Raw genomic sequence first — 22,442 nt, forward strand, 5'->3', positions numbered from 1 at the left:
CGATCAGCCCGCGGGTCGGACCACCGCGGCCGAGCCGCCGCCGCGCCGCACCGGTTCGGCGGCGGCCACCCAGCGGCCGTCCGGCAGCCGCTCCACGCCCGTGGCTGCGCCTATCTCGGCCACGGACGTGAACTGGTGCCCGAGGCCCTCCAGCTCGGACCGCTCGGGCAGTGCCAGGAAGCCGGGCTCGGCCTGGGTGGCGACGGTGTTGCGCTGGCTGGCGCGCGGTGCGGCGATGGCCTGCTCCAGGCTCAGGCCGCGGTCGAGGCGCCCGAGCAGCACCTGCAGGGTGGTGGTGATGATGGTCGCGCCGCCCGGGCTGCCGGTGGCCAGCAGCGGCTCGCCGTCGCGCAGCACGATGGTCGGGGACATCGAGGAGCGCGGCCGCTTGCCCGGGCCGGGCAGGTTGGGGTCGGGGACGCCCGCGGTGAGCGGGGCGAAGTCGAAGTCGGTCAGCTCGTTGTTCAGCAGGAAGCCCCGGCCGGGGACGGTCATGCCGCTGCCGCCGGTCTGCTCGATGGTGAGGGTGTACGAGACGATGTCGCCCCAGCGGTCGGCGACCGTCAGGTGGGTGGTGTTGGGGCCCTCGTACGGCTCGGCGACGGCCTGGCCGGTGTCGGCGCAGTCGGCCGGGTGGCGCGGGTCGCCGGGGGCGAGCGGGCTGGTGAGGGCGCGGTCGGGGCTGATCAGGCAGGCCCGAGAGGCGGCGTAGCGCTCGGAGAGCAGTTGCCTGGTCGGAACGTCGCTGAAGGCCGGGTCGCCGACCCAGCGGTTGCGGTCGGCGAAGGCGATCCGGGAGGCGTCCAGGAAGTGGTGGTAGTACTGCGTGCTGCTGTCGGTCGAGAGGTCGCCGTCCTCCAGGATGTGGAGCGCCTCGCCGACGGTGGTGCCGCCGGAGCTGGAGGGGGCCATCGAGTAGACGTCGTAGTCGCGGTACGCGACGTGGGTGGGCTCCTGGCGGCGGACCTGGTAGGCGGACAGGTCGGCGGTGTCGACCTTCCCGGGACGGGCGTTGCGGCCCGAGGCCGGGTCGACCGGCGGGTGTTGCACGGTGTTGACGATGTCCTTGGCCAACTCGCCCTGGTAGAAGGCCTTCACGCCGTCCTTGGCGAGCAGCCGGTAGGTGGCGGCGAGGTCGGGGTTGCGCAGGACGGTGCCGGCCTCGGGGGGCTTGCCGCCGGGCAGGTAGAGCTTGGCGGTGGCCGGGAAGTCCTTGAACCGGTCGTAGTTGTCGGCCGTCTGGCCACGGAAGGTGTCGTCGACGACGAAGCCGTTCTCGGCGATCCGCTCGGCGGGTTCGAGGTTCTGGGCGAGCGAGCGGGTGCCCCACTGGCGCAGGGCGGAATCCCAGGTGGCGGGGGTGCCGGGGACGCCGACGGACAGGCCGCTGGTGACGGCGTCGGCGAAGGCGAGCGGCTTGCCGTCCTCCAGGAACAGCCCGCTGTCGGCGGTACGGCCGGCCACCTCGCGGCCGTCGATGGTGTGCACCCGGCCGGTGGCGTGGTCGTAGTAGACGAAGTACCCGCCACCGCCGACCCCGGACGAGTACGGCTCGGTCACCCCGAGCGCCGCCGCGGCCGCGACCGCCGCGTCCACCGCGTTCCCGCCCTTGCGCAGCACCTCGATCCCGGCCGCGGTGGCGTCGGCGTCCACGCTGGACACCGCTCCTCCCCACCCCACCGCCTCGGGCGCCTTCGTCGGCGGCGCCGCGGCCCCGGCCGGCCCGGTGGTGGCGCACACCAGGGCGGTGGCGAGCAGCAGTTGTGGCGCGAGACGGGTCAGAGCCCTCATCCGAGTCCTCCTGGGTCGACGTCAACTCATCAGTTGTTCCACAGGAGGAGTGATCCGACAACCGCACCGTGCCACTACCAACGGGTAGTTGACGCGGCGGTGGACGGCAGGACGGCGGGCGCCGCGGCGGCGGAACGCCGGGGAACAGCGAAGAGCCGACAGATTTCAGCAAACAGAAAACGAAATCTGTTCGCTGAAATCTGTCAGCTGAAAGTTGTCCCCCGCCAGGGCCGCCCCGGGGCCCTGGCCGGACCCGCAGCCGGCGCCGCGCCGCCCCACCCCGAGGCGCCCCGCCTCCACAGCTACAGCGTGCTGCGCTCCACCCGCCGCCGCTTGATGGTGCGGAAGCGGCGGGCGACCTGACGGGCCAGGTCGGCGGCGCCGACGAGCCCGGCCTCGTTGCCGAGCGCGGCGTGGACGATGGTGGCCTCGGGGCGGAATCCGCGGCCGGTGAGGGTGCGGCGGAAGGTGTCGCGGGCCGGCCCGATGAGGAGGTCGCCGGCCTCGGAGACGCCTCCGCCGATGACGAAGCGGCCCGGGTCCAGGGCGGCGGCCAGGTTGGCGATGCCCACGCCCAGCCAGGTGCCGACCTCGTAGAGCAGCTCGGTCGCGGTCGGGTCGCCGTCCTGGGCGGCCTCCGTGACCAACGGCCCGGTGATGCCCTCGACCGTGCCGCCCGCCCGCGCGAGCAGCGGCTGCACCACCGGGGACTCCTCGGCGACCAGCTCACGGGCGTCCCGTACCAGCGCGTTGCCGGAGGAGTACTGCTCCCAGCAGCCCCGGTTGCCGCACGGGCAGCGGTGGCCGCCGGGCACCACCTGCATGTGCCCGAACTCGCCCGCCAGGCCGAACTTGCCCCGGTCGACGTAGCCGTCCCGGACCACCGCGCCGCCGATGCCGGTGCCCAGGGTGAGCATCACCATGTGGTCCTCGCCGCGCCCCGCGCCGAAGCGCCACTCGGCCCAGGCGGCCGCGTTGGCGTCGTTCTCCACGATCACCGGGAAGCGCAGCCGCTCGCTGAGCACCTGCTGGAGCGGCTCGTTGCGCCAGTTGAGGTGCGGGGCGAAGAGCACCCGGGAACGGTCGGCGTCGACCCAGCCGGCCGCGCCGATGCCGACCGCGTGGACGTCGTGCCGGTCGGCGAGCTGCAGCACCAGCTCGACGATGACGTCCTCGACGATCTTGGGGCTCTTGCTCTTGTGGGGGGTGTCGGTGCGCAGCTTCTCCAGCACCTTGCCCTCACCGTCGACGACTCCCGCGACGACCTTGGTGCCGCCGATGTCGACGCCGATGGTGGGCAGCCGCAGTATCCCCGCGGGCAGGGCGCGGCGCCGGCGCTCGGCGCGCGGGCCGAGGCCGAGCAGGGTGGGCAGGACGGCCGGCCGGGTGCTGCCTTGGGGGCTGGTCACGGCTGCGGACGCTCCTCACGGGAATCTCGGGGGTCACTGGAATCACGGAGATCACGGGAATCGGGGCCGATGCGGGGCTCGGCGGAACCCGGCCGGGCCAGCTCGTGCGAGAGCTCGGCGAGGTCGGAGCCGCCCGCCATCTCGGTGGTGAGCTGCTCCAGGCCGATCTCGGCACGCGGGTGGCTGCCGGCCATCCGCCCCCGCTTGAGCAGGGTGAAGTGGTCCCCGACCAGGTAGGCGTGGTGCGGGTTGTGGGTGATCAGGACGACCCCGAGCCCGGCGTCGCGGGCCGCGGTGACGTACTTGAGCACCACCCCGGACTGCTTGACGCCGAGCGCCGCGGTCGGCTCGTCCAGGATGAGAACCTTGGCGCCGAAGTGCACGGCGCGGGCGATCGCCACGCACTGGCGCTGGCCCCCGGAGAGGGTGCCGATCGGCCGGTCGACGTCGTGCAGGTCGATGCCCATCCGGGCGAGCGCCTCGCGGGTGGTGGCCCGCATGCCGTCGGCGTCCAGCCGCAGGCCGCCCCAGCGGCGCATGCCCCGCTCGGAGCCGAGGAAGAAGTTGCGCCAGACCGGCATCAGCGGGACGACCGCGAGGTCCTGGTAGACGGTGGCGATGCCGCGGTCCAGGGCCTGGCGCGGGGAGTCGAGGCGGACTTCCTCACCACCGACGGTGTAGCGGCCCTCGTCGTGCTGGTGCAGCCCGGCGATGATCTTGATCAGGGTGGACTTGCCGGCCCCGTTGTCGCCCAGCACGCAGCTGATCTCGCCGGCCCGCAGGGTCAGCGAGACGTCCTGCAGCGCCCGGACCGTCCCGTAGGTCTTGCCGACGCCTTCCAGAGACAGAAGCTCGCCGCCCAGGGAGAGTTCGGCAGTCATCGCGGCCCCCGTTCCGCCCGGCGCTTGACGTAGGCGTTGAGCAGCGCGGCCAGCAGCAGCATCGCGCCGAGGAAGAACTTGAACCAGTCCGGGTTCCACTGGGCGTAGATGATCCCCTTGCTGGCCATCCCGAAGATCAGCGCACCGAGTGCGGAGCCGACCACCGAGCCGTAGCCGCCGGTGATCAGGCAGCCGCCGATGACCGCCGCGACGATGTAGATCAGCTCGTTGCCGACGCCCTCGCCGGACTGCACGGTGTCGAAGGAGAACAGCAGGTGCTGCCCGAGCACCCAGGCGCCGAAGCCGACGCCCAGGTAGAGCACCGTCTTGGTCCGGGCCACCGGCACGCCGACCGCGCGGGCGGCGGCCGCGTCGCCGCCGACGGCGAAGATCCAGTTGCCGAAGCGGGTGCGCAGCAGCACCCAGCTGCCGACCGCGAGCAGGCCGAGCCACCACCAGACGGTGGCCTTGACGGTCAGTCCGCCGACGGTGACCTCGGAGGCGAACAGCCAGCGGCAGGACTCGAAGCCCTGCATGTCCGCGATCGACTTGGTGGAGACCGTTCCGGAGATCGCCTTGGTGACGCCCAGGTTGGCGCCGGTCAGCATCAGGAAGGTGCCCAGGGTGACGATGAAGCTGGGCAGCTTGGTGCGGCCGAGCATCCAGCCGTTGAACCAGCCGACCGCCAGCGTGGTCACCAGCGAGACCAGGACGCCGACCCAGGTGACCGCGGTGAACTGGTACGAGACCATCGAGGAGGTCAGCGCGGCGGTGGTGCCCAGGACGCCGGCCGACAGGTCGAACTCGCCGCCGATCATCAGCAGCGAGACCGGTACGGCCATGATCCCGATGGTGGACGCCGCGTAGAGCACGGTGCCGAGCGAGGAGACCCGCAGGAAGGGCTCGGCGGTGGTGGCGAAGACCGCGAACACCGCGACGGCGGCAATCAGCGAGCCGAGCTCCGGGCGGGCGAGGATCCGTCGCAGGGCCGCCGGGCGGTCCTGGAGCAGGCCGTCCCGGGCGAGGAGGTCGGGGGTGCTCACCTGGTCCCCCTCGCGACGTACTCGGCGAGCGCGTCGGCGTTGTCCTTGGTCAGGATCTGCGGGCCGGTCGCGACGGGCTTGCCGCCGCCGAGCATGTCCAGGTTGGACTTGTACAGCCAGAGCAGGTCGACGCCCTCGTAGCCCTGGAGGTAGGGCTGCTGGTCGACGGCGAAGCCGACGCTGCCGGACTTGAGGCCGGCCACCACCTGCTGGCCGAGGTCGAAGGTGTCCAGCTCGACGTTCCGGTGGGTGTCCTGGATGGCCTGCAGCCCGGTGGCGGCCATCGGGCCGGAGAGGGTGAGCACGGTGTCGATGTCCGGGTCGGACTGCAGCTTGGCGGAGATCGCGGCGCGGGCGTCGGGCATGTCGACGCCGTTGACGTAGAGCACCTGGAAGGCGGCGCCGGCCTTGGACTGGGCGCCGGAGCAGCGCTGCTCCTGGCCGACGTTGCCCTGCTCGTGGATCACGCACAGCACGTTCTTGCGGCCGCGGGAGGCCAGCTCCGCGCCGGCCGCCTGGCCGGCCGTGGTCTCGTCCTGGCCGATGTGGGTGAGCGCGCCGAACTTGGCGGAGAACTCCTGGCCGGAGTTGATGGTGATCACGGGGATGCCGGCCGCCTTGGCCTTGCCGAGGACGTCGGCCATGGCGTCGCCCTTGGCGAGGGTGACCAGCAGGCCGTCGACCTTCTGGTCGATGGCGGCCTGGACGAGCTGGACCTGGTTCTGGGTCTGCGCGTCGTTGGAGTACAGGAAGGTGATGTTGTCCTTGGCGGCGGCCTGCTCGGCGCCCTTGCGCACGCTGTCCCAGAACGCGTCGCCGGCGCCGGCGTGGGTCACCATGGCGACCTTCCAGCGCGGGGTGGTGACGGCGCTGCCACCGGCGGCCGCGGCCTTGGCGCGGGCCTCCTCGGCGCGTCTGCCTCCGGTACTGCTGCAACCGGCCGCGGTGACCGCGAGGGCCAGGACGGCGCACACGGGCCAGAAGCGGCGGGACGGGCGAAAGCGGGTTGTGCTCATCCCCATAGTCTCTCTGGCCCGGCCGCGGGCGATCGCACCGCCTCGCCCAGCGGCGCGCACCGCGCGGGAGGTAAGGTGCCCCGGGGGACCTTCCTGGTAGTTCGCTGAACATCTGGTCCGGACCACGGCCGTCCGGGTGGCAGACTAGGCGCCGATCCGAAGCTGGGGCATCACCGCGACGTGATGTTCCTCTCAGGTTCCGCACAGATTCGGACGGCAACCGATCACCGGTTCTCAGCCGTCTGATGCCATTGACGTGCGTCCGGGCGAGTGGGACCCGGACGGCGAGCGACCCGGATACGAGAACTTGATGGAACTGACAGGTACGCCATTCTTCATCCTCACCGTCATCCTTGTGCCGGTCTCCATCGCAGTGGCGTTGCTGTTCTGGGGGAAGGTGCGCGGCCCCCATCCGGTGCAGGTTCTCTCCCGGATCGTCATGATCATGTTCTGTCAGGTCACGGCCGTGCTGATGGTCTTCGTGATGGTCAACAACGCCAACCTGATCTACGGCAACTGGGACGACCTGCTCGGCACCGGTGACCACGTCCGCGCGGTGCCCTCGGTGCCGCCGGCGGACCCGGCCGGGGGCAACGCCCAGAACGGCCAGTCCGGCGACGCCGGCAAGCAGCCCCCGAAGGTGCTGCAGAAGTTCGGCGGCGTGAACGACCCGGCGGTGCCCGGCGACGTCCAGAAGACCGACCTCAAGGGCCAGGTCTCCGGTGTCGACGGCGAGGTGCTGGTCTGGCTGCCGCCGCAGTACAACGACCCGGCGTTCAAGGACAAGAAGTTCCCGGTGGTCGAGCTGATCCCGGGCTACCCCGGCTCCTCCTCCACCTGGTACGGCACCCTCAAGGTGTCCGAGCAGCTCAAGCCGCTGATGCAGCAGGGCAAGGTCGCGCCGTTCATCCTGGTCTCGCCGCGCACGCTGCTGCTGGGCAGCCACCAGGACGCGGGCTGCACCGACATCCCCGGCAAGATCAACGCCGACGCCTGGATCACCCGCGACGTCCCGCAGATGGTGATGGACAACTTCCGCGCCGACCCGTCCGCGGACCGCTGGGCGATCGCCGGCTACTCGGCCGGTGCCCACTGCGCCGCCAAGCTCTCGCTGGCCCACCCGAACCGCTACCGCGCCGGCATCGCGATGTCCGGCTACAACGACCCGGCGAGCGAGCCGGACTCGCTGGTCGGCAAGGACGCGAAGCTGCGCGAGGCCAACAACCCGGTCAACATCCTCAAGACCGCCCAGCAGCCGCCGAAGGTCGCCCTGCTGGTCAGCGGCGCCAAGGGCGACGGCTACGAGGACGGCCAGGCGATCGCCGCCGTGGCCAAGGATCCGACCAAGGTCCAGGTCGAGGAGAGCACCGGCCCGCACACCACCGACATGTGGAAGCGGATGGTCCCCAGCGCCTTCGAGTGGCTGACCACGATCATCCCGGTCCAGTAACCGACCGTCAGCACGACCGAGGGCCCGCCGCGAACGTTCGCGGCGGGCCCTCGGCGTTCTCCCGGGCCGGGTGCCGTCAGGCCAGCTCCAGCGCCAGGTAGAAGTCCACCCGGTCCTCCAGCCGGGAGAGGTCCCGCCCGGTCAACTCCTCGATCCGGCCGATCCGGTAGCGCAGGGTGTTGACGTGGACGTGCAGCTGCCCGGCGCAGCGGGTCCAGGAGCCGTCCGAACGCAGGAAGGCCTCCAGGGTGCGCACCAGGTCCGCCTGGTGCTCGATGTCGTACCCGATCACCTTGTCCAGCAGCCGGCTGCGGAAGGCGCGGCGGACCTCGTCCGGGACGGCGGCCAGCAGCAGCACGTGCGAAGCCAGCTCCTCGGGGCCGGCCACGCAGACCCGGCCGACCCGGGCGGCGGCGATCCGGCGGGCGTGCCGGGCCTCCTCCAGGGCCCCGCGCAGGCCGCCGGCCTCGGAGGCGGGGGCGGAGACACCGAGGGTGATCCGCCCCTCCGAGCCGAGTCCGGCCTCCAGCGGGGCGAGCAGGTCGCGCAGGGTGTCGGCGGGCACCGGGCTGTCCAGGGCGGGCAGCACCACCACGGCGCCGTTGCCCGAGCCGGCGACCAGCGCGCGGTCGGTGGTGCCGCCGAGCGCCTCCTCCAGGACGGCCCGCACCGTGCCGTCCGGCAGGCCGGTGCCCTCGGCGCTGAGCACCAGCCAGGAGTCGTCCTGGGGCTGGGACTTGGGCTCGGGGCTCTCGTAGCGGGCGGCCATCGCCGAGGAGGCGTACAGGGTGCGGCTGATCTCCGCCGGGTCGGCGTCGCGGCGCAGCAGGGCGAGCAGTTCGTCGGCCAGGCGGCGGCGCAACCGGCGGCCCTCGTCCCGGCGGTGGCGTTCGGCGGCGACCAGCCGGGCCAGGTTGTCGGCGAGCTGCTGGCGCTTGGTGGTCCACTCGGTGACGTCGCCGGCGACTACGAGCAGCCAGTCGGCCAGCAGCCAACCGGCCTGTGGCGCCTCGTGCTCGGCGGAGGCCGCGGCGGGCAGCAGCGAGTAGGCGCCGCCGGCCAGTCGGGCCCGGTGCGGGGGACGGCGGCGCTGGCGCTGGGCGGCGAGGTGGGCGCGGACCAGCTGGTCGCGGTCCTCGGCAGTGAGCCGATCGGCGGGACCGGCGATCACCGCGCCGGTCGGGGTGAGCACCCAGCAGTCCAGGTCGAGGTCGCCGCCGAGCAGGTCCAGCACGGCGTCCAGCCCGCCGCCGCCGGCCGCCGAGACCAGCAGCCGGTGCCGGTCGACCAGGGCGGCGAGGTCGGCGGCGCGGTCGGCGGAGACCTGACGGCCGATGAACTCGGTGACGGTGCCGAAGGCGATGTCGTCGGGGACGGCCAGCAGCGGCATCCGGTGCCGGCGGCAGGCCTCGACCAGGTCCTCGGGCACCGGGCCGACCTCGGCCTCGCCGGCCGCCAGGGCGACCGCGCCGCCGGCCGCGATGGTCCGGACGAAGCGCTCGGAGTCGGCCGGGCCGCCGCGCCAGAGCATCCCGGTGAGCACCAGCTCGCCGCCGTGCAGGTAGCGGCCGGGGTCGTGCAGGTCCGTGGTCATCACGCCGCTGACCTGCCGGTCCAGCTCCTCCTCGGCCGCGAGCAGGCGCAGTCGCGGGGCGCCGGGGGCGAGCAGGTCACGGACACGCATCCGCGGACTCCTTAAGGGGGCTGGACCAGAAGGCTGGAACAGGGGGCTTGAGCAGGGGGCTTGAGCAGGGCTGGAACGACGGCTGGGACGGGGATCAGGGGGCCTGATCGGGGGGAAGCGATGGTCGGACGTCCGGTCCGGGGGTGACAGTGTGCCCGAACATCAGTGCTCGGCGTTACGTACCAGCGGGTCACCGGGTCACGAGCCCGTAGACCGTCCGTCACGGCCGGATTACGGTCGTAGGTAGCACTCGGCGAACACCTGGGCTGCGGGATTGTCTCCCTTAGAGGAACGTACAGGATGCCGGGCGGGACCACAGCCGGGGCTTCATGCCATCGGTGACTGCCAGTGGCCCCCGTCACAGGAGTTCACTGGGCGACACGCCACCGGACACCCGGTAGGCGAAGACTTGAGGAGACACCCGCATGGAGTTCCTTCGGCCCGCCACCTGGGACGAGGCTCTCGCGGCGAAGGCTGAGTACCCGACCGCGCTGCCCATCGCGGGTGGCACGGACGTCATGGTCGAGCTGAACTTCGACGTGCACCGGCCATCCGCGATTCTCGACCTGAACCGCGTCACCGAGCTCACCGAATGGACGAACGACGGCAACGTCGTCCGGCTCGGCGCCTCCGTCCCGTACGCCCGGATCATCGCGGAGCTGTCCGGGCCGCTGCCCGGGCTTGCGCTGGCGGCCCACACCGTCGGCTCGCCGCAGATCCGCAACCGCGGCGGCGTCGGTGGCAACCTGGGCGCGGCCTCCCCGGCCGGCGACTCCCACCCGGCGCTGCTGGCGGCCGGGCGGGACGTGTTCGTCGAGGCGGCCTCGGTGCGCGGCACCCGGATGATCCCGATCGACGAGTTCTACGTCGGGGTCAAGCGCAACTGCCTGGAGGCGGACGAGCTGATCCGGGCCGTGCACATCCCGGTCGCGGACGGCCCGCAGCAGTTCTCGAAGATCGGCACCCGCAACGCCATGGTGATCGCGGTCTGCGCGTTCGGCTTCGCCCTGCACCCCAGGAACGGAACCGTCGGCACCGGTATCGGTTCGGCTGCCCCCACGCCGCGCCGCGCCGTCGAGGCCGAGGAGTACCTGCAGGGCGTGCTCGCCGAGCGCGGGCTCTGGCAGTCCGGCGAGCTGCTGGGCACCGAGGTGATCCAGCGCTTCGGCGAGCTGGTGAAGGCTGCCGCCTCCCCCATCGACGACGTCCGGGGCACCGCCGACTACCGGCGGCACGCGCTGGCCGTGATGGCCCGCCGCACCCTCACGTGGTGTTGGAACGACTACAGCAAGCAGATCAGGAGCGCGGCATGAGGGTCACGTTCACCGCCAACGGCAAGCCGGTCGAGGCCGACGACGTGTGGGAGGGCGAGAGCCTGCTCTACGTGCTGCGCGAGCGCGTCGGCCTGCCGGGCTCGAAGAACGCCTGTGAGCAGGGCGAGTGCGGCTCCTGCACCGTCTACCTGGACGGCGTGCCGGTCTGCTCCTGCCTGGTCGCGGCCGGCCAGGTGCAGGACCGCGAGGTGCGCACGGTCGAGGGCCTGGCCGAGGAGGACGGCGAACTGGGCCTGGTCCAGCAGGCGTTCATCGACGCCGGCGCGGTCCAGTGCGGCTTCTGCACCCCGGGCCTGCTGGTGCAGACCGACGCGCTGCTGGAGCGCGACGCCCAGCCGAGCGACAACGACATCCGCGAGGCGCTGTCGGGCAACCTGTGCCGCTGCACCGGCTACGAGAAGATCATGGACGCGGTGCGGCTCGCCTCCGCCCGCAAGTGCGCCGGTGAGGGGGCTGGTTCGGCATGACTGCCCGTACCATCCAGGGTCAGAAGAACCTGCAGAACATCAACCAGGCGTCCAAGGACGGCATCGGCGGCTCGCCGCTGCGCCCGGACGGCAACCTGAAGGTCAAGGGCGAGTTCGCGTACTCGTCGGATCTGTGGCACGAGGACATGCTGTGGGGTATGGCGCTGCGCTCGCCGCACCCCCGGGCGAACATCCTCTCGGTGGACATCTCCGAGGCGCTCAAGGTGCCCGGCGTCTACGCGGTGCTGACCCACGAGGACATCCCCGGCGCCAAGTACTACGGCCTGGAGATCCAGGACCAGCCGGCCCTGGCCATCGACAAGATCCGGTACCACGGCGAGGCGATCGCGCTGGTCGCCGCCGACCACCCGGAGACGGCCCGCCGCGCGGTGAAGAAGATCAAGGTCGAGTACGAGGTGCTCACCCCGATCGTCACCGAGGAGCAGTGCCTGGACCCGGAGACCCACGGGTACGTGCACGAGCCGCACGAGTACAAGTCGCACGCGTACGGCAACATCTGCCACGAGCAGAAGCTGGTCTCCGGCCTCGGCGTGACCGACGAGGTGCGGGCGATGGCGGACGTCATCGTCAGCGGCGACTACGAGGTCGGCATGCAGGACCAGGCCTTCCTCGGCCCCGAGTCCGGCCTCGCGGTGCCCGCCGAGGACGGCGGCATCGACCTTTACATCGCCACCCAGTGGCTGCACGTGGACCGCGAGCAGATGGCCCCGGTGCTGGACCTCCCGGAGGAGAAGGTCCGGCTCACCCTGGCCGGCGTCGGCGGCGCCTTCGGCGGCCGCGAGGACATCTCGATGCAGATCCACGCCTGCCTGCTGGCCCAGCACACCAACAAGCCCGTCAAGATCGTCTACTCCCGGGACGAGTCCTTCTACGGCCACGTCCACCGCCACCCGGCCCGGATGCACTACGAGCACGGCGCCACCCGGGACGGCAAGCTGGTCTTCGCCGACTGCCGGATCGTGCTGGACGGCGGCGCGTACGCCTCCGCCTCCCCCGCCGTGGTCGGCAACGCGGCCTCGCTCGGACACGGCCCGTACGTGATCCCGAACGTCAAGATGCACGCCATCGCGCTCTACAGCAACAACCCGTCCTGCGGGGCGATGCGCGGCTTCGGCGCAGTGCAGGCGGCGTTCGGCTACGAGTCGCAGATGGACAAGCTGGCGGCCGAACTCGGCATGGACCCGGTGGAGCTGCGGCAGCTGAACGCGATGTCGGAGGGCGACTTCATGCCCACCGGCCAGCAGATCGACTCGCCCGCGCCGGTGGCTGAACTGCTGCGCCGCGCCAAGGAGATGCCGCTGCCGCCGCCGCTGGACACCGCGCACCTGGACGTCCGCGCGCTGCCCGGCGCGCTGTCCAACACCTCGCACGGCGAGGGCATCGTGCGCGGCGTCGGCTACTCGGTCGGCATCAAGAACGTCGGCTTCTCCGAGGGCTTCGACGACTACTCCACCGCCCGGGTGCGCCTGGAGGTGATCGGCGGCGAGCCGGTCGCCATGGTGCACACCGCGATGGCCGAGGTCGGCCAGGGCGGCGTCACCGTGCACGCCCAGATCGCCCGCACCGAGCTGGGCGTCGAGCAGGTCACCATCCACCCGGCCAACACCGAGGTGGGGTCGGCCGGTTCGACCTCCGCGTCGCGCCAGACCTACATGACCGGCGGCGCGGTGAAGCTGGCCGCCGAGGCCGTCCGGCGGGAGCTGGTCGAGAAGGGCCGCCGGCGCTACGGCTGGACCCACAAGGACATCACACTGGCCGGCGGCAAGGTCGTCTCGGAGAGCGCCGGTGTGCTGGTCTCCATGGTGGACCTGCTCGGCGACGAGGCCATCGACCTCACCCGCGAGCACCACCACCGGCCCACCCAGGCCTTCGACAAGGAGACCGGCCAGGGCTTCGGCCACGTCCAGTACACCTTCTGCGCCAACCGCGCAGTGGTGGACGTGGACGTGGAGCTGGGCCTGGTCAAGGTGGTCGAGCTGACCGCCGTCCAGGACGTCGGCAAGGCGCTCAACCCGCTCTCCGTGGTCGGCCAGATCCAGGGCGGCTGCACCCAGGCGCTCGGGCTCGCGGTGATGGAGGAGATCATCGTCCGGGACGGCAAGGTGCGCAACGCCTCCTTCACCGACTACCTGATCCCCACCATCCTGGACACTCCGCCGATCCCGGTGGACGTCCTCGAACTTCCCGACCCGCACGCCCCGTACGGGCTGCGCGGCGTCGGCGAGGCGCCGACCGTGTCGGCGACGCCCTCGATCGTGGCGGCCATCCGCAACGCCACGGGCCTGGCGCTCAACCGGATCCCGGTCCGGCCCGAGCACCTGACCACCGAACAGCCCGGCTGATCCCGGCAGTTCGCCCCCCCCGGGAGCACGACCCCCGGAGGGCTCCGGATGCCTCCGCAACCCTCCGGACGTACGGACCTCCCCGGGGCGGTGACGCGTCTTCCCCACCGCCCCGGGGGCCTCCCCCACCCGCTGCCCTGCCCACGCCGGGGTTCCGCAGTGGTGCGCACCACCCTCATCTGCACCGCTGGCACTCCCCGACGAGTGCCCCCACAGTGAGTCGATACCGTCCCCCTGTGCCAACTTCGTTGACTGGCAGTCAGGTCGGCTCGCCCACCCCAACCCCCTTTGACACTTGGGAGTGGACATGACCAGGATCCCCACGGAGCCCGGCACCACCGAAGCAGACAGACCCGCCGGGGACGAGACCCACCCCTCGTCCCCGGCACCACGCCCGAACGGCGCGCTCGACGCCTACTTCAAGATCTCGGCCCGCGGCTCGACCCTCGCCAACGAACTGCGCGGCGGCCTGACCACGTTCATGGCGATGGCGTACATCATCCTGCTCAACCCGCTGATCCTCAGCGGCGCGGACGTCAACGGCGTCAAGCTCGACCACGCCGCGCTGACCACCGCCACCGCGCTCGCGGCCGCCGTCACCACCCTCCTGATGGGCCTGGTCGGCAACGTGCCACTGGCCCTGGCGGCAGGGCTCTCCGTCTCGGGCGCGGTCTCCGCGCTCGTCGTCCCCCACACCACCTGGTCGCAGGCCATGGGCCTGTGCGTGATCTACGGCCTGCTGATCGTGCTGCTGGTGGTCTCCGGGCTGCGCGAGAAGATCATGAACGGCATCCCGCTGCCGCTCAAGCACGCGATCACCATCGGCATCGGCCTGTTCGTCACGATCATCGGCCTCTACAAGGCCGGCTTCATGCACACCGGCGGCCCCACCCCGCTCTCGCTCGGCCCGGCCGGCGAGCTGACCGGCTGGCCGGTGCTGATCTTCTGCGTCACCCTGCTGGCCATCTTCGTACTGATGGCGCGCGGCATCCGGGGCGCGATCCTGATCGGCATAGCCGGCGGCACCGTGCTCGCGATGATCGTCAACCAGGTCGCCCACGTACCGGCCTCGGCCTGGAAGAACTCCGTCCCGGTGTGGCCCGGCAGCCCGGTCTCCGCGCCCGACTTCAGCCTGTTCGGCCACGTCGACCTGTTCGGTGCCTTCGGCAGCCACGGCATGGGCGCGATCAGCGCCTTGGTCGCGGTGTTCACCCTCGTCCTGGCCGGCTTCTTCGACGCGATGGCCACCATCATCGGCGTCGGCACCGAGGCCGGACTGGCCGACAAGCAGGGCCGGATGCCCGGCCTGTCCAAGGCGCTGTTCATCGACGGCGCCGGCGGCGCGGTCGGCGGCCTGGCGGGCGCGTCCGGCCAGACGGTCTTCGTCGAATCCGCGACCGGGGTCGGCGACGGCGCCCGGACCGGCCTCGCCTCCACCGTCACCGGCGGACTGTTCGCCCTGATGCTGTTCTTCTCGCCGCTGGCCGGCATCGTCCCGGTCGAGGTCGCCTCCGCCGCCCTGGTGGTGATCGGCTCGATGATGATGAGCCAGGCCCGGCACATCGACTGGTCCGACCGCGAGGTCGCCATCCCGGCCTTCCTGACCTGCGTGCTGATGCCGTTCACGTACAGCATCACCGCGGGCGTCGCGGCCGGCGTCATCTCGTACTCGGTCATCAAGGCCGGCCAGGGCAAGTGGCGCGAGCCCGGGCTGCTGATGTGGATCCTCACCGCGGTCTTCGTGCTCTACTTCGCGCTCACTCCGATCAAGTCCTGGCTGGGCGTGCACTAGGCACCCCGTGCGCACCACCGCCGCCGTACGGGATCGCTTCCCGTACGGCGGCTCTCCCGCTACTGTCGAAACCGTGTAAGGAGCCTCAGACATGCAGGACATCGCCGAGCAGCTGCAGGCCTGGCACGCGTCCGGGCGCTCCTTCGCCGTGGCCACCGTGGTCGGTGTCTCCGGCAGCGCCCCGCGCGACCCCGGGGCGGCACTGGCCGTGGACGCGGCCGGGGAGGCGGTCGGCAGCGTCTCCGGCGGGTGCGTCGAGGGCGCGGCGTACGAGCTGTGCCAGGCCGCGATCGAGAGCGGCGAGCCGGTGCTGGAGCGCTTCGGCTACAGCGACGAGGACGCCTTCGCGGTCGGGCTGACCTGCGGCGGGATCCTCGACGTGTTCGTCCAGCCGGTCGTACCGGGGGCGGACCCCGGCATGGACGCGGGCCTCGCGTTCATCGCCGCCGGGACCCCGGTCGCGCTCGCCCGGGTGATCGCCGGACCGGCCGGACTGCTCGGCGCCACCCTCGCGGTCACCGCCGACGGCGTCCGCGGGGCGCTCTCGGTGGGGCCGTCCACCGTCGGCGCGCTGGAGCGGGCGCTCGTCGCCGAGGCCCGGGCGATGCTGGACGCCGGACGGACCGGCCGGATCGTGCTCGGCCTGGACGGGCGGCCCTGCGACGAGCACGAGCAGGGGACCGTCACCTGCTTCGTCGAGTCCTACGTGCCCGCGCCCCGCATGCTGGTCTTCGGCGCGATCGACTTCGCCGCCGCCGTGGTGCGGATCGGCAAGTTCCTCGGCTACCACGTCACGGTCTGCGACGCCCGGCCCGTCTTCGCCACCACGCGCCGCTTCCCCGAGGCGGACGAGGTGGTGGTCGACTGGCCGCACCGCTACCTCGACTCCCAGCTCGGCCGGATCGACGGGCGCACCGTACTGTGCGTGCTCACCCACGACGCCAAGTTCGACATCCCGCTGCTGGAGCGCGCCCTGCGGCTGCCGGTCGGCTACGTCGGCGCGATGGGCTCGCGCCGCACCCACCGCGACCGGGAGGCCAAGCTGCGCGAGGCCGGGCTGACGGACGCCGAACTCGCCCGGCTGCGCTCCCCCATCGGCCTCGACCTGGGCTCCCGCACCCCCGAGGAGACGGCGGTCTCGGTCGCCGCCGAGATCGTCGCCCACCGGCGCGGCGGCAGCTGCCTGCCGCTGAGCGCCGGGAACGGACCGATCCACCACGACCTGACGGCCGCTCCCGAGGACACCGGGACGCCCCGGACGCACGCCGCCTGAGCGTCGCGCCGCGTGAGCGTCACGCTGCGTGCCCGCCGGGCGGCGGGGCGCCGGAGGAACGGACTCGCCGCCGGTTCGGCGGCTGACGGCTGCCGACGGGAGCGGACGACGGAAGGCCTCCCGGTGCCGCTCGGGGAGCGGGACCGGGAGGCCTTCCGGGTCAGCGGGACGGCGGGGTCGGCGGACCGTTCCGGGGTCCGTCGGCCCGACGCCGTCGCGATGGCTGGGCCTGCCGCCGCGGACCGCTGGGATCGAGGGGTGTCGGGGACTACTGCACCTGGCAGCCGCGCTGCCAGTTCCAGCCGACGAAGGTGTGGCGCAGCTGCACGTCGAAGGTGCAGGAGTAGGTGAGGTCGGGGTTGAGGGTCAGGTACGTGTGGTGGGTGTTGTCGTACCAGTTGCCGGTGACGTCGAAGATCCCCTTGTAGGAGAAGTCCGCGTGGGCCTGGGAGTTGACCACGGCGCAGTTGGTGGTGCAGTCGTCGCTGTTGGTGGCGGAGGCCACCGACCAGCCGGCGTTCCACGGCTCGCGGTTGAAGCCCTGGGTCACGGTGGTGGCCGCAGTGGTGATCTGGCCGTCGGTGGTGTTCCAGTCGGAGGTGGTGTACAGACCGGTCATCCGGATGTTGCAGCAGTCGTACATCTCGTTCGCGCTGGTGATCCGGCGGTGGCCGGTGGCGGTGGTGCCCGCCGCCAGGGCCTTGGCGGCGGTGCGGGCGGTCGGGGCGGCGGCCGGGACGTAGGTCACCGGGCCCTCCTGCGGCTTGCAGTCCGAGCCGATCGTCACCGTCTGCTGGACCGACATGCCCGCGGGCGGGACCGGCAGCGAGCCGGTGAGCGTCACACCGTCGCAGGTTCGAGCGCTCGGCACATCGGCGGCGGGTGCCGCGACGGCCCCCGGGGCCATCGCCATGAGCAGACCGGCCGCACCGAGCGCTACCGAAACCAGACGCTTCTTCACAGTCCCTGTTCCCCCTCGTGAGTTACCTGCCGGTCAGCCTAGGGTGGCCGGTCACCGGGTCCGAGAGCGTTGGCAGGAAACTGCAACTCCTGATGTCGCCGGGGCTGCCGGGACTGCTGGGGTCCCTGCGGCGGCAGGGGCCCCAGCGCGGTTTCAGGTCACGTTCAGACGGGCAGCCAGGCGCAGCAGGCCGGGGCTGAGGCGGGAGAGCAGGCGGGCGGCCTTGGCCTCGGGGGTGACCGGGACGACGGACTTGCCGGTGCGCACGGCGCCGACGATGGCGGCGGCCACCTTCTCCGGCGGGAAGCCGCGGCGGGCGTAGAGCCTGGCGGCGCGGGCCTGCTTGGCGGACTGCTCGGCGGCGGTGGTCGCGGAGAAGGTGGAGGTGCGGGTGATGTTGGTGTTGACGATGCCGGGGCAGATGGTGGAGACGCCGATGCCGTGACCGACGAACTCGGCGCGCAGGCAGTCCGAGAGCATGAACACCGCGGCCTTGCTGGTGGCGTACGCGGTGAGCGCCTTGGCGGGCAGGTAGGCGGCGGCCGAGGAGACGTTGACGATGTGGCCGCCCTGGCCGCGGTCGGCCATCAGGGTGCCGAAGGCGCGGCAGCCGTGGATCACGCCCCAGAGGTTGACGTCCAGGACGCGCTGCCACTCCTTCTCGGTGGTCTGCAGGAAGGTCCCGGAGTGGCCGATGCCCGCGTTGTTGACCATCACGTCGGGCACCCCGTGCTCGGCGGCGACGGTCTGCGCGAAGGCGTCCATCGCGGCGCCGTCGGAGACGTCCACCCGGTAGGCGCGCGCCGTCGGGCCGATCAGCGAGGCGAGTTCGGCGGTGCGCTCGGCGGCCGCGAGGTCGAGGTCGCAGACCACCACCCGGGCGCCGTCCTCGGCGAAGGCCAGCGCGGTGGCCCGGCCGATGCCGCTGCCGCCGCCGGTGACGACCACCAACCGGCCGTCGCCCTCGGCGGCTCGGGCGTCGCCCGTGCTCCCGGTCTCGATCCGGGCGGTGAACTCGCGGACCATGCCGGCCACGGTGGCCCCCTTCTCCAGCAGCGCCGACCAGTGGCCGGCGTGCAGCGTGCGTCGGGTCAGGTCGGATGCCCAGCGCTCCAGGCCCTCGGACAGGTAGGTGCCGACGTAGCGGTCCCGGGTGAGAGTGATCAACTGGACCGGCACCTCGGTCGGCCGCTCGCGCGGACTGCCCATCGTGGGACGGAAGTTGGCGCGGTACAGCTCGATGCCGCGGACGGCGTCGCGGCGCAGCGTGCGCTGGGGGTGGTCGGCGCGCGGGGTGACGTGCTCCAGGTCGCGCAGCACCCGCGGCCAGGCCCGGGCCAGGCCGAGGCGCCAGACGGCGGGGGCGAGGAAGGGCAGGTGGAAGGCGGTGATGTACCAGGAGTGCAGGCCCTGGTGGAGCAGCTGCCTGAGGTGGCGCGGGGTGGGGCGGCGCAGCCGGTGACGCAGCCAGTAGCCCATGTGGTCCAGGGACGGGCCGGACATGGTGGTGTACGAGGCGATCCGCCGCTCGGCGCCGGGGGTGGTCACGGCCTCCCAGGACTGGATCGAGCCCCAGTCGTGGGCGAGCAGGTGCACCGGGCGGTCCGGGCTGACCGCGTCGGCGACGGCGAACAGGTCGTCAGCGAGCTGCTCCAGGCGGTAGCCGCTCCGGTCCGCGGGGACGCCCGACTCGCCGGCGCCGCGCACGTCGTAGCGGACCACGTGGTGGTCGCGGGCGAGGTCGGCGGCGATGTCGTCCCAGACGGCGTGGGTGTCCGGGTAGCCGTGCACCAGGAGGACGGTGGGGGCCTCCGGGTCGCCCTGCTCGAAGACGGCGAGCGGGAGGCCGCCGGAGTGGACGGTCCGGCGGCGGATCGGGGGCGTCGGGGGCGTCGGGGTCGTCGGAGTCGTCATCGGGTGGCCTCCAGGGCGGTCGGCTCGTCGGTGGCGGCCGGCTCGTCGCTGGCGGCCGGCTCGTCGCTGGCGGTCCAGCGGCGGACGTGCGGGAGGTCGTCGTCGAGCCAGTAGGCGTCGCCCTCGGTGATCACCAGCAGTTCCTCGAACTTGATGCCCACGCCGCGGAAGCCGATGTGCGGCTCGACCGCCCACAGGCCCGGCGTGGGCGCGTGCCGGGACGAGCGGCCGTCCGCCCACAACGGCGAACGGCCGTGCAGGCGCTCGGAGATGAGCTCGCGACCGAGGGTTTGCAGGGTGCGCACGCCGAAGCCGAAGACGTTCACCCCCGCCGGGCCGCGCACGGTGGTGCGGGTGACCTGGTGGCCGATCACCCGCCCCGGGTAGACCTGGTGGCGGTTGTCGTAGCCGTGCGCGGCGATCTGCGCGTCCACGGCCGCGTACACCTCGTTGAGCGGCTTGCGGGCGCGCACCTCCGCGAGGATCAGCTCGCGGTAGACCTTGAGGTCGGCGGCCAGACGGTCCCACACCTTGTTCTCGCCGGCCTTGCCGCCGTAGCCGATGTCGGCGGTGTAGCCGTCCACGACGGGCGCGCAGTCCAGCACGTACGGCATGCCCTCCTCAAGGCGGCGGTTGCCGGCGAAGAACTGCAGCGGGGTGTGGAAGTGCCGGAAGGCCGTACGGTCACCGAACCAGGCGAAGGGGACGTGGAAGAAGTCCTGCACCCCGGCGGCGACCAGGCGGCGGCGCAGCTCGGCGGTGGCCTGCCGCTCGGTGACACCCGGTTCGATCCAGGCGGCGACCTGTTCGGCGCAGTGGTAGGCGAGTTGCTGGGTCTCGCGGAAGCGGTCGAGCTCGCGCTCGGTGTAGCGGAACGTCGGGATCGCATTCGCCATCGGGGGCATCGGGGGGCTCCTTCTAGACGTCGAGCACGAGGGTCTCGCCCTCGGCGGCCCGTGAGACGCAGGGCAGCAGGGCGCCGGCGGCGCGCTGCTCGGGGGTGAGGCGGCGGTCCCGGTGGTCGGGCGTGCCGGACCGCAGGCGGACCTCACAGGTGCCGCAGAAGCCCTGGTGGCAGGAGTACGGGAGGTCCGGTCGGGCCTCGCGCAGCACGTCCAGGGCGGAGCGGTCGACGGGGACCTCCAGGGTCGGACCGTCGGTGCCGAGCCGGACGGCGAAGGGCTTGCCGTCGGTGATCGGGGCGGCGCCGAAGCGCTCGAAGTGCAGGGCGGAGGCCGGGGACTCGTCCAGGGCCTGCTGGACGGCGGCGAGCATCGGGGCCGGGCCGCAGCAGTAGACGGCGGCGCCGCGCGGGGCGGGGGCGAGCAGTTCGGCGCCGGTGGGGACGCCACCGTGCTCGTCGTCGGTGCGCAGCACCACGCGGTGCGGGTCGAGGGCGCGCAGCTCGTCCGCGTACGGGAGGGTGTCGGCGCTGCGGCCGACGTGGACGAGCTGCCAGTCCAGGCCGTGGCGCTGGGCCTCGCGGGCCATCGGCAGCAGTGGGGTGATACCGATGCCGCCGGCGAGCAGCAGGACGGTGGGCTCGGCGCAGAAGGCGAAGCCGTTGCGCGGGCCGCGGGCGGTCAGGCGGGCGCCGGGGTGCAGGGTGTCGTGGATCTCGACGGACCCGCCGCCGCCCTCGGGCAGCTTCCGGACGGCGATCCGGTAGCTGCGGCGGTCGGCCGGGTCGCCGCTGAGCGAGTAGTGGCGCTCGCGGCCGGAGGGCAGGACGAGACGCAGGTGGGCGCCGGGCTGCCAGCGCGGCAGCTGGCCACCGGAGGGGTCGGCGAGGCTCAACTCGATGACGTCTGCGATGAGTTCGCGGCGGGCGGTGACCACCAGCTGGAGCTGCGCGGCGGGTCGGCTGAGCGGGCGGCGCGGGCTGCGCCGCAGCAGGGGGCCACCGAGGGCCTGCACGTACCGGTCCTGGATCGCGGTGAGGCGGGTCAGGAAGCGGTCCGCCCGGGGGCGGCCGTACAGGTCGGGGGGCGGGGTGAGCAGATCCATCCGGCGATCCTTGGCATGGGGAGGGGTGGCGAGTGTGGCTGACGAGCGTTCAGGTTTCAGCGAACGGATAACAGATGACGTTCTCTGTTCTCTGAAAGCTGTCGTCTGAAATCTGTCAGCTGTTCGCTGCGGCGGCGCGGGCTGCCGGAGAGGAGGCGAGGTAGCCGAGGGCCTGACTGGAGGAGCCCTCCTGGGTCGGGTGGTAGCCGGGCTTGAAGTACCGCAGGCCGGAGCGAAGCGACTTGACCGGGTCAGGCAGCAGCCCACGCTTGGTGATCCGGTACGCCTCCAGCCAGCTCGGTCGCAGCCGCCCCCTCAGCGTCGGGTCGGCGGCCAGCAGGAAACGCACACCGCGCACCCAGAGCTGCACCAGCAACGGGCCGGCCATCATCATGGTGCGCACCCGGCGCATGTAACCAGGGTCCAGGTGGACCAGCAGGTCGAAGGCGACGCTGCGGTGTTCGACCTCCTCGGCACCGTGCCAGCGCAGCAGGTCGAGCATCGTCGGGTCGGCCTCGGCCCGGTCCAGACCCGGGGAGTTGAGGATCCAGTTGCCAAGGAACGCGGTGTAGTGCTCGATCGCCGCGATGGCGGCGACCCGCTCGATCAGGCCCTCGCGCTGCTTCACGGGACTCAGCCCAGGCCGCTCCCCGAGCACCCGCTGGAAGACCCAGGCGACCTGGCGAACGTACGGGCGCGGGTCGAGCCCCTGGCCGAGCAGGTGGTCCAGCACCTCCTGGTGCGCCTCGGCGTGGATGGCCTCCTGCCCGATGAACCCGAGCACCTCCTCGCGCAGTTGCTCGTCCCGGATGAGCGGCAGCGCCTCCTTGAACACCTTGACGAACCAGCGCTCACCCTCGGGCAGCAGCAGGTGGAGAACGTTGAGGATGTGGGTGGCCATCGGCTCGTCCGGGACCCAGTGCAGCGGCAGTCGGGCCCAGTCGAAGCGGACGTCCCGGGGCTCCAGGACGAGGCTGTCGTGCACGCGCACGGCGGGGGCGGCGACGGCGGGGACGGGGGTGGATCGGGGCATGGCAGGCCCTCCTGACCTGGGAGC

General features: G+C 72.3%; 17 protein-coding genes. 6 read left to right on the top strand and 11 right to left on the bottom strand.

Features of this window, described 5'->3' with window-relative positions:
* Positions 1 to 3: 3 nt before the first annotated feature.
* From ggt to ACIRYZ_RS03305, 5 genes are all read right to left on the bottom strand, one after another.
* Complete coding sequence (ggt, locus tag ACIRYZ_RS03285; protein ID WP_402938860.1) at positions 4 to 1,791, bottom strand: gamma-glutamyltransferase; 1,788 nt, start codon at positions 1,789 to 1,791, stop codon at positions 4 to 6.
* Positions 1,792 to 2,093: 302 nt separating this feature from the next.
* On the bottom strand, positions 2,094 to 3,200 hold the full coding sequence (locus ACIRYZ_RS03290; RefSeq protein WP_402938862.1) for an ROK family glucokinase: 1,107 nt from the start codon (positions 3,198 to 3,200) through the stop codon (positions 2,094 to 2,096).
* Entirely contained in the window at positions 3,197 to 4,081 is an 885-nt protein-coding gene (locus tag ACIRYZ_RS03295) for an ATP-binding cassette domain-containing protein (protein ID WP_402938865.1), read from the bottom strand. The genes ACIRYZ_RS03290 and ACIRYZ_RS03295 overlap by 4 nt, the downstream gene beginning before the upstream one ends.
* Positions 4,078 to 5,124 carry an ABC transporter permease gene (locus ACIRYZ_RS03300; RefSeq protein WP_402938867.1) on the bottom strand — a complete coding sequence of 349 codons (1,047 nt, stop codon included), beginning with the start codon at positions 5,122 to 5,124 and terminating at the stop codon, positions 4,078 to 4,080. The genes ACIRYZ_RS03295 and ACIRYZ_RS03300 overlap by 4 nt, the downstream gene beginning before the upstream one ends.
* Positions 5,121 to 6,140 (bottom strand): sugar ABC transporter substrate-binding protein, encoded by a 1,020-nt coding sequence (locus tag ACIRYZ_RS03305; RefSeq protein WP_393024495.1) that lies wholly within the window; start codon positions 6,138 to 6,140, stop codon positions 5,121 to 5,123. Before ACIRYZ_RS03305 ends, ACIRYZ_RS03300 begins: the two co-directional genes overlap by 4 nt.
* 310 nt (positions 6,141 to 6,450) lie before the next feature.
* Here ACIRYZ_RS03305 and ACIRYZ_RS03310 point away from each other — a divergent pair, with 310 nt between their 5' ends.
* Positions 6,451 to 7,590, top strand: a complete 1,140-nt coding sequence (locus tag ACIRYZ_RS03310) for an alpha/beta hydrolase (RefSeq protein WP_402938869.1) — start codon at positions 6,451 to 6,453, stop codon at positions 7,588 to 7,590.
* A 76-nt stretch (positions 7,591 to 7,666) separates the two neighbouring features.
* On the opposite strand, the gene ACIRYZ_RS03315 is transcribed toward ACIRYZ_RS03310, so the two are convergent.
* Complete coding sequence (locus tag ACIRYZ_RS03315) at positions 7,667 to 9,274, bottom strand: PucR family transcriptional regulator (protein ID WP_402938870.1); 1,608 nt, start codon at positions 9,272 to 9,274, stop codon at positions 7,667 to 7,669.
* Between the two features lie 425 nt (positions 9,275 to 9,699).
* On the opposite strand from ACIRYZ_RS03315, the gene ACIRYZ_RS03320 reads away from it, so the two are divergent.
* From ACIRYZ_RS03320 to ACIRYZ_RS03340, 5 genes are all read left to right on the top strand, one after another.
* Positions 9,700 to 10,587 carry an FAD binding domain-containing protein gene (locus tag ACIRYZ_RS03320; protein ID WP_402938871.1) on the top strand — a complete coding sequence of 296 codons (888 nt, stop codon included), beginning with the start codon at positions 9,700 to 9,702 and terminating at the stop codon, positions 10,585 to 10,587.
* Positions 10,584 to 11,075 carry a (2Fe-2S)-binding protein gene (locus ACIRYZ_RS03325; RefSeq protein WP_393024483.1) on the top strand — a complete coding sequence of 164 codons (492 nt, stop codon included), beginning with the start codon at positions 10,584 to 10,586 and terminating at the stop codon, positions 11,073 to 11,075. Before ACIRYZ_RS03320 ends, ACIRYZ_RS03325 begins: the two co-directional genes overlap by 4 nt.
* Entirely contained in the window at positions 11,072 to 13,438 is a 2,367-nt protein-coding gene (gene pucD / locus ACIRYZ_RS03330; protein WP_402938873.1) for a xanthine dehydrogenase subunit D, read from the top strand. The genes ACIRYZ_RS03325 and pucD overlap by 4 nt, the downstream gene beginning before the upstream one ends.
* A 307-nt stretch (positions 13,439 to 13,745) precedes the next feature.
* A complete protein-coding gene (locus ACIRYZ_RS03335; protein WP_402938876.1) occupies positions 13,746 to 15,230 on the top strand; it encodes an NCS2 family permease in 1,485 nt (494 codons plus the stop codon).
* Between the two features lie 91 nt (positions 15,231 to 15,321).
* Positions 15,322 to 16,503, top strand: a complete 1,182-nt coding sequence (locus ACIRYZ_RS03340; RefSeq protein WP_402938877.1) for an XdhC family protein — start codon at positions 15,322 to 15,324, stop codon at positions 16,501 to 16,503.
* A 268-nt stretch (positions 16,504 to 16,771) separates the two neighbouring features.
* Here ACIRYZ_RS03340 and ACIRYZ_RS03345 read toward each other — a convergent pair whose 3' ends face one another.
* The 5 genes from ACIRYZ_RS03345 to ACIRYZ_RS03365 all read right to left on the bottom strand — a co-directional run bounded on the left by ACIRYZ_RS03345 (position 16,772) and on the right by ACIRYZ_RS03365 (position 22,418).
* The gene (locus ACIRYZ_RS03345; RefSeq protein ID WP_402938878.1) at positions 16,772 to 17,464 is read right to left on the bottom strand and encodes a hypothetical protein; all 693 of its coding nucleotides are present in this window, start codon (positions 17,462 to 17,464) and stop codon (positions 16,772 to 16,774) included.
* A gap of 153 nt (positions 17,465 to 17,617) precedes the next feature.
* Positions 17,618 to 19,378, bottom strand: coding sequence for an SDR family oxidoreductase (locus ACIRYZ_RS03350; protein ID WP_402938879.1), 1,761 nt, complete (start codon positions 19,376 to 19,378; stop codon positions 17,618 to 17,620).
* Positions 19,375 to 20,274, bottom strand: a complete 900-nt coding sequence (locus ACIRYZ_RS03355; RefSeq protein ID WP_402938880.1) for a M24 family metallopeptidase — start codon at positions 20,272 to 20,274, stop codon at positions 19,375 to 19,377. The genes ACIRYZ_RS03350 and ACIRYZ_RS03355 overlap by 4 nt, the downstream gene beginning before the upstream one ends.
* A gap of 22 nt (positions 20,275 to 20,296) precedes the next feature.
* Positions 20,297 to 21,385, bottom strand: coding sequence for a PDR/VanB family oxidoreductase (locus ACIRYZ_RS03360; protein ID WP_402938882.1), 1,089 nt, complete (start codon positions 21,383 to 21,385; stop codon positions 20,297 to 20,299).
* Positions 21,386 to 21,500: 115 nt separating this feature from the next.
* A complete protein-coding gene (locus tag ACIRYZ_RS03365) occupies positions 21,501 to 22,418 on the bottom strand; it encodes a metal-dependent hydrolase (RefSeq protein WP_402938883.1) in 918 nt (305 codons plus the stop codon).
* Positions 22,419 to 22,442 lie beyond the last annotated feature (24 nt).

Origin of the sequence: Kitasatospora sp. NPDC101155 (genome assembly GCF_044768305.1) — a bacterium.
Taxonomy (GTDB): Bacteria; Actinomycetota; Actinomycetes; order Streptomycetales; family Streptomycetaceae; genus Kitasatospora.

Excerpts from the sequence above, each read along its gene's own strand:
- ggt (WP_402938860.1), bottom strand. The coding sequence starts at position 1,791 with ATGAGGGCTCTGACCCGTCTCGCGCCACAACTGCTGCTCGCCACCGCC.
- ACIRYZ_RS03295 (WP_402938865.1), bottom strand. The coding sequence starts at position 4,081 with ATGACTGCCGAACTCTCCCTGGGCGGCGAGCTTCTGTCTCTGGAAGGC.
- ACIRYZ_RS03305 (WP_393024495.1), bottom strand. The coding sequence starts at position 6,140 with ATGAGCACAACCCGCTTTCGCCCGTCCCGCCGCTTCTGGCCCGTGTGC.
- ACIRYZ_RS03310 (WP_402938869.1), top strand. The coding sequence starts at position 6,451 with ATGGAACTGACAGGTACGCCATTCTTCATCCTCACCGTCATCCTTGTG.
- ACIRYZ_RS03315 (WP_402938870.1), bottom strand. The coding sequence starts at position 9,274 with ATGCGTGTCCGTGACCTGCTCGCCCCCGGCGCCCCGCGACTGCGCCTG.
- ACIRYZ_RS03320 (WP_402938871.1), top strand. The coding sequence starts at position 9,700 with ATGGAGTTCCTTCGGCCCGCCACCTGGGACGAGGCTCTCGCGGCGAAG.
- ACIRYZ_RS03325 (WP_393024483.1), top strand. The coding sequence starts at position 10,584 with ATGAGGGTCACGTTCACCGCCAACGGCAAGCCGGTCGAGGCCGACGAC.
- pucD (WP_402938873.1), top strand. The coding sequence starts at position 11,072 with ATGACTGCCCGTACCATCCAGGGTCAGAAGAACCTGCAGAACATCAAC.
- ACIRYZ_RS03335 (WP_402938876.1), top strand. The coding sequence starts at position 13,746 with ATGACCAGGATCCCCACGGAGCCCGGCACCACCGAAGCAGACAGACCC.
- ACIRYZ_RS03340 (WP_402938877.1), top strand. The coding sequence starts at position 15,322 with ATGCAGGACATCGCCGAGCAGCTGCAGGCCTGGCACGCGTCCGGGCGC.
- ACIRYZ_RS03350 (WP_402938879.1), bottom strand. The coding sequence starts at position 19,378 with ATGACGACTCCGACGACCCCGACGCCCCCGACGCCCCCGATCCGCCGC.
- ACIRYZ_RS03355 (WP_402938880.1), bottom strand. The coding sequence starts at position 20,274 with ATGGCGAATGCGATCCCGACGTTCCGCTACACCGAGCGCGAGCTCGAC.
- ACIRYZ_RS03360 (WP_402938882.1), bottom strand. The coding sequence starts at position 21,385 with ATGGATCTGCTCACCCCGCCCCCCGACCTGTACGGCCGCCCCCGGGCG.
- ACIRYZ_RS03365 (WP_402938883.1), bottom strand. The coding sequence starts at position 22,418 with ATGCCCCGATCCACCCCCGTCCCCGCCGTCGCCGCCCCCGCCGTGCGC.